Origin of the sequence: Bacillus sp. SRB3LM, from assembly GCF_015712745.1 — a bacterium.
In the GTDB taxonomy this organism is placed as follows: domain Bacteria; phylum Bacillota; class Bacilli; order Bacillales; family Bacillaceae_G; genus Bacillus_A; species Bacillus_A thuringiensis_K.
On record NZ_VWVQ01000076.1, the window covers coordinates 198,550 to 213,454 of the forward strand.

Here is a 14,905-nt window from a genome sequence, read left to right on the forward strand (position 1 = left end):
AGGATTAATCAAAGATATTTTATCTCTCCTTTTATAAATGGTTGATTAAAACTCAATGTTCCGTTAATACTATAGGTAACATGATTGTATTTCTCCATTCTCCCTTGGAGAAGAGCAGTTAGCTTTTGCTAGCTGCTCTTTTATTTTTTCAAAAAGTCACATAAATATCTTTAATTCCAAACATTCAAAAGATAAAATGTGATAAGATTGTTATGAAGATATTTACCAACTAATAAATGCGCCCTAGACTTACGTACTAGGGCGCATTTATTTTTTAGTATGTAATTATCTATTATCCACAAAATAAGTATCATACGCTTTATCAAAAACATATCCTAACTTTTCTGCTCGGTTAGCAGATGTAGTATTCGCTGCGTCCCAGTTTGGATACTTTCCATTTTCTAAGCAATCCAATATAAGAGCTGCACTAACTACAGTTGCCAAACCTTTTCTTCTATGATTGTGATCAGTCGCAACTTCAATTTCAATTCCATCATTATAAATACTATACGAGGATGCACCACATACAACTTCTCCGTTATATAAAATGCTATAACCTATACCACGGTTTATATAATCTTCTACCGACTGAAATTGACTTATAAAATCTTCAGAGATTTTATGTAATATAGGGCTATTTGCGATATGCTCATCTATTCTTCTTAACTCATATTCTTTTGGAAGTGTTGATATAAAAGACTGTAATTTTGAACGATTAAAAACTTCTGGATTTCGTTTGAACTTATAGCGTAAAAACTTATCTATTTTTCTTTCATGGAATGTTTCTAAGCGTTGTTTCCACTCTTCACTATTTACGATAACTAAAATTCTTTCTGGAATATTACGTAATAACTCTTCTGTTTCTTTCACATTTGGGTCTCCAGCGTAAAATGTAAAAATCCCTACCGTAACTTGTGCTACTGTTGGATTTTCAAGATCATTGACCCAAGCAGTACCCATATGCCCTTGTAAATAAGAAAGTAAAACAACGTTATTGAAATCCTCAAACATAGAAACTAGTTTTTTTCTTGTATGTATATTCGCTTCATATATCATTTACATTCCCGCCTTCTTTAAAATCAATCGTATTCTAAATCTTTAAGAATCAACTTATATAATTTTTCACTCAACCGCTTGTTATATAAGCAAACACTATTAAACTAAAATTTTATATAATTATAAATTATTCACAAATATAAAATTATTATAACATCTAATAAAAAAGAGTATCTCACTTTTTAAACTTTTGAATATACATCGTGTATGTATAAACCCTCAACATAATGTATGAGGATTTATCAAAAAATGCGTTACAACTCCTTCTTAGAAATAAAAGATTCCATTTCACCATTTTTATATACTTTAGTCAATTTAACAACTGACTTGTACGTGTTAACCTCATCCCTTATCATTTTTTTCAACTCTTCTATTTCGATATTACCAGTTCCACTCTCTACTTTTAAACAATTTGAAATGTTTAAGTATCCACTAGATGCGAAAAGAATAATGAATGTAATATCAGGAAAATTAATGAACAGTATTCCAAACTTTAAAGGGTTCGCAGCAGTATCGGATAAAACTAATCGAAAATCTAACAGTTCAGGTACTTGAACAAAGTCCTTAGAAACAATCGCTTTACCTACAATTGCAACTTGCTTTACTACATTCCCAAGTTCATCTGTAAATTCAGTACATATAGGTGTATCTATTGTTTTAGCTTGTAAAGATACATTTAATTCTACATTATGAAAATCGAAAAAGATTGTACTACCCTCTGTTAAACATTGCGGGCACACATTTCCTAGCAAGCTAAAGTCCTCTTCAATATATTTAACTTTTGTTTTGCAACTACATACTTTCCCTATTCGAATCGCATCAATCTTTGAACAATCGACAAATATAACCTCATTGTCTTCTTGTACGAATGATACGATACCTGTTTTCTTATTAAATGAAAGAAAATAAGATACAACAATTTCCTTTCTTGCTATTATGATATTTTCAACTTTAGTATACGCTTCTAGACTTTGTAAAAACTCACATATACTATTTTGGCAACACCCACAATCACGTTTCGGTTCACAACCCACTTACACTCCATCCCTTCTCTATATAGAATTGCTACTACATATATATGAGTAGCAAATAAGAAAAGCTTGGACAATATAACTTTAACGTAACATTATCGTTACCTACTCGTACATTTATATGGAAATTACACCAATTTTGAGTAAGGACACATAATTTTTACTATAAATACATATAACAATTTCATCTTTCATAAAAAAAACGTTATAATAAGGTGTAGCCTCTACGATTACGTTATAAAGGAGATTAAAACTATGGCTAAAATTAAAGTGTACCAAGCAAAAGAAGAAAATATGGATGCAGTAAAAAATATCATTGATGTTGAGGAACAAAACCCAACTGCTGAAAATTTACAAAATCTATATGCGTGTGTATTAGATACTGAAGATATGGCATTGCCTGAATCATATATTGAAGAAGATATCTTAATTGATTCTATTGAAGTTATGGTTAACGCTTCTCAAAGCAAAGTAAGAGACTTAGGCGCATACGATGTAATCGAAGTTCAAAACAAAGGCAAGAAAACGCAAATTTTATTACTTGCAGACGAAGAATACGAAATTATCGAAGGCTAATCTAACACCGTACATACGAAAAAGCTCCTTTCCAATTGGAAAGGAGCTTTTTCATTACGCTTTTGATGTTTCACTCTTTTTATTCATTTGTTCTTTCTTAATTACCATACGCTCATTTCCCATAAAGAAAATGAATATGAATGCTAATCCAGCTGGTACCAATGCCCACATGAATGTTTGAACAATTGAACTAGAAAGAGCGTCAATAATCTTATCTAATATTTGCGGAGGGATTTGAGATCTTGCCGATTCTGATAAAATGGCTCTTGAATCCCCTAATTTTGTATTCATTCCCCCGCTCATACCTTTAAACGCTTCTTCTAATTGATCTTGGAAACCTGTTCTTTGGATCATTCCGAAGATTGTAATGCCTAGTGTCATTCCTAATGAACGAATGAAGTTACTCGTTGAAGTCGCAGACCCGCGCTGTTCCATACCGAAGTTGTGAATAGCTGCCATACTTAGTACAGAGAATGAGAAACCGACTCCAAATCCGATAATAATCATATAAACTGTTAATAATGCACGACTTGTTTCTGGTGTTAACGTGCTTAATAAGAATAATCCAATTAGCATAATAACCGCAGAAATAATCATAATGTTTCGGTAGCTAAGCTTAGTTGTTAAAAATCCGCCTAACTGCGCTGTTACGACTGACCCTAACATCATCGGTAAAAGTAATAATCCTGAGTTTGTTGCAGTCCCGCCGTATACACCTTGAATGAATAACGGAATGTATACAGTTGCTGACATAAATGCAGCCCCGTAACATAATGCAATAATTGTACTCATTCCGAATAAGCGCTGTTTAAACATCTCAAATGAAATAATTGGTTCTTCTACTTTTCGTTCAATAAAAATGAATGCGATGATTAAAATAGCGAATCCACCAAATAAACTTAAAATAAAGCTAGAATCCCAATCATATTTTTGTCCGCCTAGTTCAAGCGCAAACATTAAAGAAACTACTGCACCAACTAAAGTAATTGCGCCAAACCAATCAATTTTTTGCTTTCTATGAACGCGTGATTCTTTATAAAAGAATGTAATAAAAATAAGTGCTAAAATGCCAAGTGGTAAGTTAATATAAAATACCCAGTGCCAGCTAATGTAATCGGTAATATATGCGCCAAGTAATGGCCCGAAAATACTAGATAATCCAAATACAGCTCCAAATAAACCACCCATTTTCCCGCGTTTTTCAGGTGGGAAAATATCAAAAACGATAGTAAACGCGATCGGCACTAATGCCCCGCCGCCAATACCTTGAATAGCACGATAAATACCTAACTGTGTAATATTTTCAGCAGTACCACAAAGTGCCGAACCAATCATAAAGACGATTAAACCGAAAATAAAGAATCTCTTTCTACCATACATATCTGATAGCTTACCGAAAATCGGCATGCCTGCCATTTCTGCGACCATATAGGCAGAAACGACCCATACAAAGTTTTCGAGGCCTCCTAAGTCACCAACGATTGTTCCCATCGCCGTTACGACAATGGTATTATCCATCGATGCCATTAAAATACCTAGCAATAAGCCCGCCACAACAAAGCCGAGCTTACTATTCTTCTCAACCATATCTCTTGCTCTCCCTCATACTACTTATATTTGTTTATGTTCTTTTACGACTGCATTACCTTTTTGATTAAAACTAGTATGATATTCTACAACACTAATTTCACATCCAGGACCAATTGTGACGTTGTTGCCTCTTACAACTTCAGCAATCGTATGTTCTAAATAGATATCATCTCCTTCAACAATCGAAGTTTGGAAGTTTCCAGCATGACTAGTAAAAGGAATAAATCTCGCTTTTTTACGAACGGTAATTTTTTTACCACCAATTTCTCTTACCTTACTGCCTTCATAACGAAGTGAGATTTGAATATTTTCAGCATTAAGTAATCCATCACTTTCAAGACCACCAGTTAATGATAAATCTTCTACTTCAATATCTCCCTTTACATTTAAAGCACCTTTTACATCTACGAAATCACCTGAAAACTTTCCTTCAATATCTATCATACCTCTAACTTTTGTTTTTTCAATATGAGCATCACCATGAATTTGTGTATTACCATATACTTTTACATATTCCGCATCTACATTTCCTTGTACTTCGTTATCTCCATACACGACATAGTTTTTCACTTTTACATTACCACGTACATCACTCGTTCCGTACGTTTTAAACTCATTGCAACTCATATCATTCGTAATTGTTCCTTCACCGCGAATCTTCACTTTATTATAATCTCCGCCTACTGAATTACCAGAACCATTTACTGTGAGACTATGTGGATGTTCCATACTGATTTCTCCCTTCCGTTAAACCTGCTTAATTTCTTTTACATTTGCATTTTTATCAACAGTAAGAACACCAGTATATTCAATCAGTTCAATCTCACAGTTTGCTCCTACTGTAACATTGTTTCCTCTTACCGTTCTTATGTGAGCATAATCAATATCGATATTGTCACCTTCTAATAGTTCAGCTTCTAACTGCAAGCCAAACACTGTTTTAAATAGTCTACTAAATGTACCTGATCTATGTCTTACTTTAATCGTTTGACCACCAATTTCTTTCGCTCGACATGTACCGTGAATATTTATATTAATTTCATCTGCGCTTAATAAACCACCGATTGTAAATTGTCCTTCTGAAGAAAAAGTATCCACTTCACAATTACCGTCAATTGTAGCTTGACCATTGACTTTAAATTCTTCACCAGTGACATTTCCACCTATTGTACCTTTTCCTGCAATTTTCAAACTGTTTGCTTTTACATTTTGCGTAATTGTTGCTTTTCCATCAATTCGCATCGTTTCAGCTTGAACTGTGCCATCAACTTTACCAGATCCGCTAATTCGTGCACTGCTACTTTTCAAATCGCCAGTAACTGCACCGTAACCGTTACATTCAAATTGCTCACATTCAACATTTCCATTCACAGTTCCTTTTCCGTTTAATTGCACTTTATGAAACTCGCCACCATTCGATGAACCGTAACCATTTATAATCAAATTATCTGTACGCATACTTTCTCCTCCACTACAACAATTTAGTTTTTAATGCTTCGGTATATTTCATAATCGCTTCGCGTAAAACGATTTTGGTGCCTTTTTCAAAAATTAAATCGTCCACGTTTGAAACTAATAAACATGTAGAAATCCCTAACTTTCGGACAATGATTAAATCACAAGTTTTATGTTTAATTGCTTCATAATTTTCACGTAAAACTTGCAAGACCATTTTTCCTTCTTCTAAACTAATCTCTCCTGATTGTAGTAATTCTTCTAACATGTACACATAAAGAATGTCTACAAATTGAAACTCTGCTGTTTTATTCGTTTGTTCTATGAAAAATTGTAAAACTGGTTCTGATGCAATCCCCTTGCATAAAATGTCTTCCTTTGTTAAAAGAATTTCTCTCACACTCGGCGAAAACATGTTCGCTAGTTCATCAAGTGATAAATCCTCTTTCATCGTTTGGATTTTATCGATACGCTCTAATATCTTTTCTTTCGGAAAAAATGTCTCTTGACCTGTAAACGTTGATTTTCGTACAAACCAATCTTCCGGAATTAAATTTTTTCTTTTCCACCTATATAACTGTCCGTATGAAATACCAGTTAGTTCTAATAAATCTTTTTTTGAAATTAAATCTGTACTCAACTGTACAACACTCCTTCCTGATAACAATGTAACATAACACTGTTACGTTGCAAATAAACTTTTATCACAAGTAGCGTAACAATGTGTAAAACAAACCTATTCCTACATACAAAAAAGGCTCTTACACACCTTATGAAAATGTGCAAAAGCCCTTATATATCAAGACTTAAACCAAATATTATAAAAATCAATCCAACCTTGTGAATTAATCATTATATTTTGAACTTTTTCATGTGTACTTACCTCTTGTTTATTACGATATAAAGGAATAATATGAATTTGACGTAACAAAGTATCCTCGATATCGCGTAACAGTGTAACTCTTTTCTCTAATTCTTCTTGTCTAAAATAAGGAGACAACTTTTCATGAAAGTCCATGCTGCTTTGTCCATGAATAAAACTATTTTTTGTAAGAAACATATATAATAGACTATCTTCTATTCGTTCACTAATTGTGGCACTATCATGCATCATATCGGCCTTTTGTATCATACTTACTTCCAATAGCTCTTCTATATCAAGAAAATTATTTTCTACACGAACCCCGTATTTCGCACACTCTTTTTGTATCCACTGTGCATCTTCAACATGATCTCGTCCTGTAAATGTGTAGAGTTGTAGCACTTCATTATGATAAGTACTCCTTTTAATTAAACTTTCTACATCTTCCTCAATCTCTACAATGCTTTCACCTGCTAATATTAGTTTTTTTGCCACTTCTCCACGTTCTCCGCCGAGTTCTTGAACGATTGTATAACCATGAATGATGTTGTATAACGCTTTCCGAAATAACGCATCTTGCATTGGTCCTTCTTTCGTAAGATTACATGTTATATATGTCACGTTCGACTCAAGCCGAGACAATTCTTTATTATGTTTTTCTTTATCTTTATACTGCGCCTTTACTAAAACATCGTATGTACTTACACCTTGTTCTACATTCCACAACTCAACACGATCTAAAAAAGGTCTTTCACGAAAATATAAAGGATGTCCTTCTAAAATGAACAGATTTTCATTACTTTTATATAATTGAAAAGGCCCTGTTCCAATTAGCCCTCCTGCTTCATCTTCATTCACGATAGAACACTGTTCTGCACTTAGCATATGTAAAAACATTCGATTTTCTGTATGTAATTGAATTTCGAAAACGTAGTCATCCACTGAACGGATACTTTCAACGTGTTGTAACATCCATGCGTGTGCATTATTTTCCAGCTTCATAAATCGATTCAACGAGTATATAACATCATGTGCAGTAAGTTGTTTTCCATTATGAAAGTGAACTCCTTTTCGTAAGTAAAACGTCCATATTTTTTTAGCGTCATTATATTCCCAGTGAAATGCAAGTCTTGGCTCTATAATGTTTGTATTACCGTCTACATACACGAGTGTGTCGAATATATGTTTTACCATATGGCATTCTGAGCGCATTGTAGCGTATACAGGATCTAATGTGATATCTAAATTCATTTGTACTTGCAACCGGAGTACATCTCTTCTCCCTTCAGATGTCATTTCAACCTTATGACCAAATATTGAATCCACCCAGCAGTGATATTCTCCCTTTACCGATGGAAAATGCGAGCTATAGCGTTCCACAAATATGCTTCCGCTTTTCACATCCCCTTTTTTCGTTATTTCTTTTCCTCTATCTAAAATTAAAGAAATCGGGTGCTTTTGAAATATTAACTTAGAACGATTTCCTCTACCGCGACCTGGAAACCACTTAATCCAATTTAAATCATCTAATTTTTTTATAATTAATTTACTATTACGCTCTGTACAAAATAAAGTTTCAGATATATTTTGCACTGTTACTTCCAAACGTTCTCCCTCTTTTTTTCCTTTTCCATAAGCAATCCATAGTTCAATGTATTGATCTAAAATAAACATCAAAATCCCCCTAAAAGGTGAAAAATACTCCCTATTCTTTCTACCCTTTTTCCAACTCTCCTTTCATCTTATCATTTCAATATAGAAAGGAGGAATTAATATTGAATTATCTCTTACTTCGTTACAATAAACCTATTTTTATTAGACTGTGCGGTGAATTATTAACCCGAACGACTGAATCTATGTTAGCTCTCATTATGATTATTTACGTCAATAAAATGTTAAACGGCAATGTAATAATAACTATGCTGATTTTCGGCTTACAGCCACTTTCAGACATTTTATTTACACTTATTGCTGGAGGAATTACTGATAAATATGGTCGAAAAAAGATTATGTTACTCGGATTATTACTACAAGGTGTTGCAATCGGTAGTTTTGTTTTCGCTCAATCCGTTTTTATATTTGCACTGTTATATGTCATTAATGGTATTGGCCGTTCCTTATACATTCCAGCTCAGCGTGCACAAATTGCTGATTTAACAAAACAAGAGCAGCAAGCAGAGATTTTTGCTCTCCTACAAACGATGGGAGCAATTGGATCCGTAGTCGGCCCTTTAATCGGTGCAATTTTTTATAATACTCACCCAGAATATTTATTTATCGTGCAAAGTGTAACCCTTACGATATATGCCGTTGTTGTTTGGACCCAGCTCCCAGAAACCGTTCCACCTATAAGTAAGTCGAAACAAACAGTTGAGGCAAGTTCACCAAAACAATTTGTTTTTAAACATTATGCCATATTCGGTCTTATGGTTTCTACACTTCCTATTAGCTTTTTTTATGCCCAAACTGAGACGAATTATCGTATTTTTGCAGAACATGTATTTACTAATCTCGTATTCATACTCGCATTTATTTCAATATGCAAAGCCATTTTGGAAATCATTCTACAAATCTTCCTCGTAAAATGGTCTGAACGATTTTCTATGGCGAAAATCATCCTTATTTCTTACGCCTGCTATACAATAGCTGCAGTTGGCTTTAGTTATTCAACGACGATATTGTCGTTGTTCTTCACCTTACTCTTTTTAGTCATTGGAGAAAGTATTGCTCTAAACCATTTATTACGATTCGTTTCAGAAATTGCACCTCATGATAAACGTGGTTTATATTTTTCAATTTACGGTATACACTGGGATATATCTCGAACGTGTGGACCAGTTATTGGTGCAGTTTTATTAAGTAAGTTAAATGGAAGTATGCTGTTTTATATTTGTGCTAGTTTCTTATTAATTGGAGGTATTGTTCAAGCGCTATTTGTTCAAAATTTGGAACGTAAAAAAATCGTGAACCATCCTACACATAATTTATAGGTTACTACTTTTTCAGTAGATCAACATTTCTTATTGGATGAATGCTAAAAGTATTTCGCATATGACAGGAGACGTTCCTTATTTACAACTAAAAACACCTCACTTAAAGAAAGTGAGGTGTTTTTGAAATCACTTAATTTCTTATCCTGCCATTTTATTAATACTATCCTCTGGTGAAAATACGGAAATATGATCTACCTTCCCAGTCGATTTTGGAATGACAAATTTCAATTCATACTGGTTATTTACTTTGTATACATATATTTTGTCTTCACCATTCTCTTTAACTGAAGATGGTTTTCCTAATGCTTTTTCAATTTCTTGTAATGTAATCGATTTTAGTTCTGCATGATATGAGCGTACATCAAAAACTTGTGATCCTTTATTAAATCCGAAAACAACATTTTTATTTGTAAAAGTTGCGTACATTCCGTTCCCTGCTTGTTCGGTTTTATTTGCTTTCCCCCACGCTTTTTCAATTTCTTCAATATCCCCTGTATGGGCTCCAAATGGTACATTAGGTACTTTTCCTTCTTTGGCGAGTTCAAACAAATCTTTAACGTGGTTAATTGATTTTTGATTAAGTGTTCTATTTTTCGAATCTGACTCAGGTGATGGGTTTGTTGTTTTTTCATTACTTGGTTTTGCTTCAGGATTTTTCTGTTCTTCTGAAGAATTGCTTTGTTCATTTTTATTATTTTCCGAGGTTAGATTTGTTTCCTTTCTTTCGTCTGTCCCTTTACATGCTGCTAATGCAAATGTGCATGTAAAAGTGAGGAATATCATACCTATTTTCCAATATACCTTCATCACTTTTACCCCCTATTGTATTTTATTCATTTCGATAACCAACCGGATGCGAAGTATAATATCGATTAAGGACTTCTAATTCTAAATCATCACTTTCCCATAATTTAAAAAACTTGGATTTATATTGTTAATCATCGTATTCATCTCCTTATTTAAACCTTCTCTTCTCAATGATAATATCCTCTATCTATATACTTAAAACATGCTGTTACAACAGCTCCTTGAAACAGAAAAAAACCAGTAGGAAATAATTATTCTTTTCCTACTGGTTGAAATGAAATTAAACGGTAAATCTTAGCTTCTTAAAAAATATAACGATAGTGTTTTTTACAGTTTCAAAATTATAAGCAAACGTATTGTCTCCACTTAATGATGAAATACATGTTAAACCTGCAGCTTTAATAAAAGCTTTTACATCTACAAGCATAGAATTAGCCTCCATGAATTTAATTACAATCATTATAACAGGTGTTTTACGATGCTAACATGAAAGTAATAAATACATTTCTATTATTAATTTATCCCGCTATTTGCCGGGCAGTAAGATCCCCACCTCAAAATTCAGCGGAAACAAAGAAGTTAGGTGGGGGCCCTGTTGTCCGTAAAAGCCCGATTGGTGAGGGCTGATAATCAGTGGGGATGAACAAAACCCCCACTGATTAAAGTTTCACTTATTTAGCTCACAGTACACCATTCCAATGTCATATAAAAAAGCTGCCCAAAAAGGGCAGCTTCAAATATGTATATTACACTTCCACCGTTTTACCATCTTCAACAATATGATAAAGTAAATGCGCTAAATGATGAATTGGACCGTATTCTTCCTCTTCCTCATCTGTTTCACCTTGGAACTCAAGATCGTTTAAGTACAGTGCTAAAAATTGATAGTATAGTTTTAAATCAAATCCGTAGCACGCAGTTGGCTCTTCATGATCACCTTCGTATTGTAACATTAAGTATTGATCGTTCCCTTCTGCATCTTCTGCGTCAAAGAATACGAAGAATCCAACGTTTGTATCTAAATCAAATAGATGACGAGTGCCTTTTTCTGTTGCTTTGTTGAAGTCCTCTTCACTTAATTTATGTACTGTTGTCGCTTTAGCATTATCTTCTTGATGGAAATTTACTGTAAATGTTTTCAATGCTGACACCTCCTGATTGTATAATACTAGCATAACATATAAAAAGGACTGCTTACAAATGTAAACAGTCCTTACATTCATTTTCGCATTGCTCGTAATAAGAAGCTTACGATAAAAATTAAAATAATCGCACCGATTAAAGCTGGAATAATTGCATATCCGCCAATGACTGGACCAAAACTACCAAGTAATTTCGAACCAACCCAAGAACCGATAATACCAGCAATAATATTACCTATTACACCACCAGGTACGTCCTTTCCAGTAATTAAGCTCGCAAGCCATCCTAATATACCACCGACGATTAAAGACCAAATCATATAATAACCTCCTTTACATTTCACCAATCAAAATATAATTAGAAACAATTGCTTACCATTAGTTATGTGACATTTTTCATAAGTTATTCATGTTGTTCAACTTTAAGATTTTTGAGAATAATACACACAGATTAAACCTTTTTTTGAACTAACGATTTATCCGACTTGTTATTACACACATTAAGGACAATCTGGCTTCAATATTGTTCGCATAAACTCTTCTTTAAAAGCTGCATAGTTAAAACCAACAGCAATTCTTTGAATCGGCCGATCATCAAACCTTGTTGGCTCAGCTATTTTTCTAAAGTCTGCTACACTTTGGCCCCTAGTCACATCATTTGTCGTACTAATCCACACTGCCGATTTTTTATATTCGAAAATACTGTCATTTATAAACGAGATAAACGGTAGTAAATCGTGTATAGGACTTCCACCAATACCCGGATATTCTTTTTTATAGAAATTCTCATAATAAAAATCAATCATTGGTTTAATGAGTTTCGCCTGTCCAGTTCCTTGTTTATCTATTATATTGGCCATTTCAGGTGTAATAAGCGCGCCCTGTGTTACATTTAACGGGTATATGCTAGCGTTTTTCGCATATTTCATAACAATATTTGCTGCAATTGGATCACCATAAAAATTCGCTTCAGATACTGGTGTAACATTACCTGGAAATAGGAAAGCGCCGCCCATTATATAATACGAACAAATACGATCCATTATATTTGGATACAATAAAAATAACGTAGCAAGCGTCGTTAGTCTCCCTGTCGCCACAATTATAATATCTTCTGGACAAGGTTCGATTAATTTGATTAATTCACAAAAATTTTCTCGTTTACAAATTCTCATCTCAGGTGGAATAATAGGACCTAAACCGTGGTCCCCGTGGATTTCAGGGAAAAACAAAGGCTCTTCAGCTGTCATCGGTCTACTCGCACCTTCAATAATTTTCACTTGTGTAGCATAGTACCTTTCCAAAAAATAAACATTTTCCGTAACGATATCTCGTGATACATTCCCGTACTCAGCAACAATACCTAGAATATCTAATTTACATGTTTTATTTGCATAAATTAACGCTACGGCGTCATCAATACCAAAGTCTCCAAAAAAGATAATTTTCTTATTAACTATTCTCACCCCTCTTGAGCATACTCTACTATTATTATTATGTGAAAAAGACAAGGCGGTGAAACAGCGCAAACTAAAAAAGCCGCCTATTTATTGGCGACTTCAATCTTTTTATAAGACAAATATGCAAGTACATTTTTACTTGAATCGTATTTCGGGTTATTTCCTTTTCTCGGCTCTCTCATATGTGTCTTTTCAAATCCAGGAATGTCTGGCATTTTCCCCATAAATTCAAGCATTTCTTCCTCAGTACCTTCAATGCGTACACGAATCATTATAACTATTCCTCAATTCTCAGTTTCTCTGTACTAAGTATATCGTACTTCAGAAAGACTGCAACACATTTATCTTTTTAACGTTGTACTTTTTTTACATATAAACATAGCCATTTCAGTATAGAACGATTCTACTTTATTATTTTTAAATTGAATATTAAAATATCCCTTCATTTCGTTTGGTGCTTTCATCATACATTCTGTTAACTTTTCACGCTTTTGTACAGGGACATCCATCATATTACACCACCAGTCAAAATCAAACTTCTTATCAAAAGTCAGACATGACTGCATTTGCAAACCGTTTTTTTCTAATAAAGTAAGCCATTCTGTCTTTTTTAGAGCTCGTTCATGACTTGGGTCACGCTTTTTTTCTATAAAATTATAAAATGTATCATATTCATTATTTTCTGGCGAAACATTATCTATTAAGATGAATAATCCATTATCCTCCAACGTACGATTTACTTCATAAATAAATTGAGCCGGACTCGTAAAATGATGGGCTGCAATCCGGCATGTAATTGTATCAAAAAAATGGTCTGAAAATGGTAAATTCTCTGCATTTCCTGCTACAAATGATACATTTTCATGACCATTCTGCTTTATAAAAACTTTTGCTTTTTCTAACATCTGTTCTGTTAAATCAAGTGCAACTACTTCTTCAAACATAGGTGCTAACATATTTGCCACATGCCCGCCACCAGTAGCAACATCAAGAAGACGATTATTATGACGAGACTCAACTTGTTGAACTACATATTGTAAATCCAGTCCTTTAGCATGTATTTTACTATTTACATATTTATCTGCATTACTGCCAAACTGTTTTTTCACAAGCTCTTCTTTACTCATATTATCATCTTCTTTCTATTGTTATTTACATATACGACTCATATAATTATTACAATTCTCTTCATGTATTTTCAAATCCTCTTTTCATCTCACTTCTCATCATGTTCCCTTATAATCAAAATAATATGATTACACGTTCTTCCATTAAACAAAAAAAGGCTACGGGAACTTGCCCCCTAACCTGACTAAATATTTACTACATTTTTATTTCTTCGTATATATCTATATAATATAAATCCTCTTTCAACTTCATAATAACATCTACTTCGTTATAAGTAGCCTCACGAGCATGTAAACCGAATTGATCCATACCAATCCATATCCACCCAGGTGTAAGATATAAAACATCTATATTAAAATAATCTAACTTAGTAAGCTCCGATGTAATAAATTTATCTTTATTAGCGATTTGTTTATCTATTAAACCGTATTCTTTTCCATTTTCAAATAGCGAAATAAATTTCCCTACAATCGGATGTTCACGAACAATAAAATGATATTCTTTTTCCTCTATATTTACCACAATCAAACGAGAAACAGATAAATCAGGCCCTGAATTCGACATATTTGTTTATTCACCTCCTTATATAGGCTTCTTAAATATGATAACAAATGAATATTCAAATTAAGTTAATATAATGTAAAAAATAAAAAAGCTGAATTCCCTTTAGAAATCAGCCTTTATAATTTGATTAACTTTATTCTTTTACAAATTATTATAATGTTTCTTTTTCCTCATCATTTCCGGAAACTAAACTTCCTATAGCATCTGCTGTTACTTCCACTACAAATTCACAAATACCAGC

Annotated in this window: 17 protein-coding genes; 2 read left to right on the top strand and 15 right to left on the bottom strand. The window is 33.4% G+C overall.

From position 1 onward, the window contains the following. Window positions 1–285: 285 nt before the first annotated feature. On the bottom strand, window positions 286–1,056 hold the full coding sequence (locus tag F3I02_RS22225; RefSeq protein ID WP_196478450.1) for a GNAT family N-acetyltransferase: 771 nt from the start codon (window positions 1,054–1,056) through the stop codon (window positions 286–288). A 254-nt stretch (window positions 1,057–1,310) separates the two neighbouring features. Beyond that, window positions 1,311–2,090, bottom strand: coding sequence for a BC_2878 family exosporium-associated protein (locus tag F3I02_RS22230; RefSeq protein ID WP_000501704.1), 780 nt, complete (start codon window positions 2,088–2,090; stop codon window positions 1,311–1,313). A 252-nt stretch (window positions 2,091–2,342) separates the two neighbouring features. On the opposite strand from F3I02_RS22230, the gene F3I02_RS22235 reads away from it, so the two are divergent. After that, complete coding sequence (locus tag F3I02_RS22235) at window positions 2,343–2,663, top strand: hypothetical protein (protein ID WP_001062727.1); 321 nt, start codon at window positions 2,343–2,345, stop codon at window positions 2,661–2,663. A gap of 54 nt (window positions 2,664–2,717) precedes the next feature. On the opposite strand, the gene F3I02_RS22240 is transcribed toward F3I02_RS22235, so the two are convergent. From F3I02_RS22240 to F3I02_RS22260, 5 genes are all read right to left on the bottom strand, one after another. Further along, window positions 2,718–4,250, bottom strand: coding sequence for an MDR family MFS transporter (locus F3I02_RS22240; protein WP_000229654.1), 1,533 nt, complete (start codon window positions 4,248–4,250; stop codon window positions 2,718–2,720). A 24-nt stretch (window positions 4,251–4,274) separates the two neighbouring features. Then, window positions 4,275–4,982: a polymer-forming cytoskeletal protein gene (locus tag F3I02_RS22245; protein WP_196478451.1), complete on the bottom strand. Its 708-nt coding sequence runs from the start codon at window positions 4,980–4,982 to the stop codon at window positions 4,275–4,277. An 18-nt stretch (window positions 4,983–5,000) separates the two neighbouring features. After that, window positions 5,001–5,711, bottom strand: coding sequence for a bactofilin family protein (locus F3I02_RS22250; RefSeq protein ID WP_001258385.1), 711 nt, complete (start codon window positions 5,709–5,711; stop codon window positions 5,001–5,003). A gap of 13 nt (window positions 5,712–5,724) precedes the next feature. Further along, window positions 5,725–6,348, bottom strand: a complete 624-nt coding sequence (locus F3I02_RS22255; protein WP_000102239.1) for a YhbD family protein — start codon at window positions 6,346–6,348, stop codon at window positions 5,725–5,727. A gap of 159 nt (window positions 6,349–6,507) precedes the next feature. Beyond that, window positions 6,508–8,244 carry an ABC transporter substrate-binding protein gene (locus tag F3I02_RS22260; RefSeq protein WP_163050752.1) on the bottom strand — a complete coding sequence of 579 codons (1,737 nt, stop codon included), beginning with the start codon at window positions 8,242–8,244 and terminating at the stop codon, window positions 6,508–6,510. A 101-nt stretch (window positions 8,245–8,345) separates the two neighbouring features. On the opposite strand from F3I02_RS22260, the gene F3I02_RS22265 reads away from it, so the two are divergent. After that, the gene (locus F3I02_RS22265) at window positions 8,346–9,560 is read left to right on the top strand and encodes an MDR family MFS transporter (protein ID WP_001108460.1); all 1,215 of its coding nucleotides are present in this window, start codon (window positions 8,346–8,348) and stop codon (window positions 9,558–9,560) included. 141 nt (window positions 9,561–9,701) lie between these two features. On the opposite strand, the gene F3I02_RS22270 is transcribed toward F3I02_RS22265, so the two are convergent. The 8 genes from F3I02_RS22270 to F3I02_RS22305 all read right to left on the bottom strand — a co-directional run bounded on the left by F3I02_RS22270 (window position 9,702) and on the right by F3I02_RS22305 (window position 14,664). Then, complete coding sequence (locus F3I02_RS22270) at window positions 9,702–10,370, bottom strand: YjgB family protein (RefSeq protein ID WP_046945972.1); 669 nt, start codon at window positions 10,368–10,370, stop codon at window positions 9,702–9,704. Window positions 10,371–10,650: 280 nt separating this feature from the next. Continuing rightward, the gene (locus F3I02_RS22275) at window positions 10,651–10,797 is read right to left on the bottom strand and encodes a hypothetical protein (protein WP_000959549.1); all 147 of its coding nucleotides are present in this window, start codon (window positions 10,795–10,797) and stop codon (window positions 10,651–10,653) included. 319 nt (window positions 10,798–11,116) lie between these two features. Further along, complete coding sequence (locus F3I02_RS22280; protein ID WP_000847589.1) at window positions 11,117–11,512, bottom strand: hypothetical protein; 396 nt, start codon at window positions 11,510–11,512, stop codon at window positions 11,117–11,119. A 77-nt stretch (window positions 11,513–11,589) separates the two neighbouring features. Continuing rightward, window positions 11,590–11,832 carry a GlsB/YeaQ/YmgE family stress response membrane protein gene (locus F3I02_RS22285; protein WP_000638306.1) on the bottom strand — a complete coding sequence of 81 codons (243 nt, stop codon included), beginning with the start codon at window positions 11,830–11,832 and terminating at the stop codon, window positions 11,590–11,592. 180 nt (window positions 11,833–12,012) lie between these two features. Then, on the bottom strand, window positions 12,013–12,978 hold the full coding sequence (locus F3I02_RS22290) for a nucleoside hydrolase (protein ID WP_001223681.1): 966 nt from the start codon (window positions 12,976–12,978) through the stop codon (window positions 12,013–12,015). Window positions 12,979–13,055: 77 nt separating this feature from the next. Then, a complete protein-coding gene (locus tag F3I02_RS22295) occupies window positions 13,056–13,244 on the bottom strand; it encodes a DUF3970 family protein (RefSeq protein WP_000621885.1) in 189 nt (62 codons plus the stop codon). Between the two features lie 69 nt (window positions 13,245–13,313). Next, on the bottom strand, window positions 13,314–14,099 hold the full coding sequence (locus tag F3I02_RS22300) for a class I SAM-dependent methyltransferase (RefSeq protein ID WP_000031308.1): 786 nt from the start codon (window positions 14,097–14,099) through the stop codon (window positions 13,314–13,316). A 196-nt stretch (window positions 14,100–14,295) separates the two neighbouring features. Beyond that, the gene (locus F3I02_RS22305) at window positions 14,296–14,664 is read right to left on the bottom strand and encodes a hypothetical protein (RefSeq protein WP_000071478.1); all 369 of its coding nucleotides are present in this window, start codon (window positions 14,662–14,664) and stop codon (window positions 14,296–14,298) included. Between the last annotated feature and the right edge of the window lie 241 nt (window positions 14,665–14,905).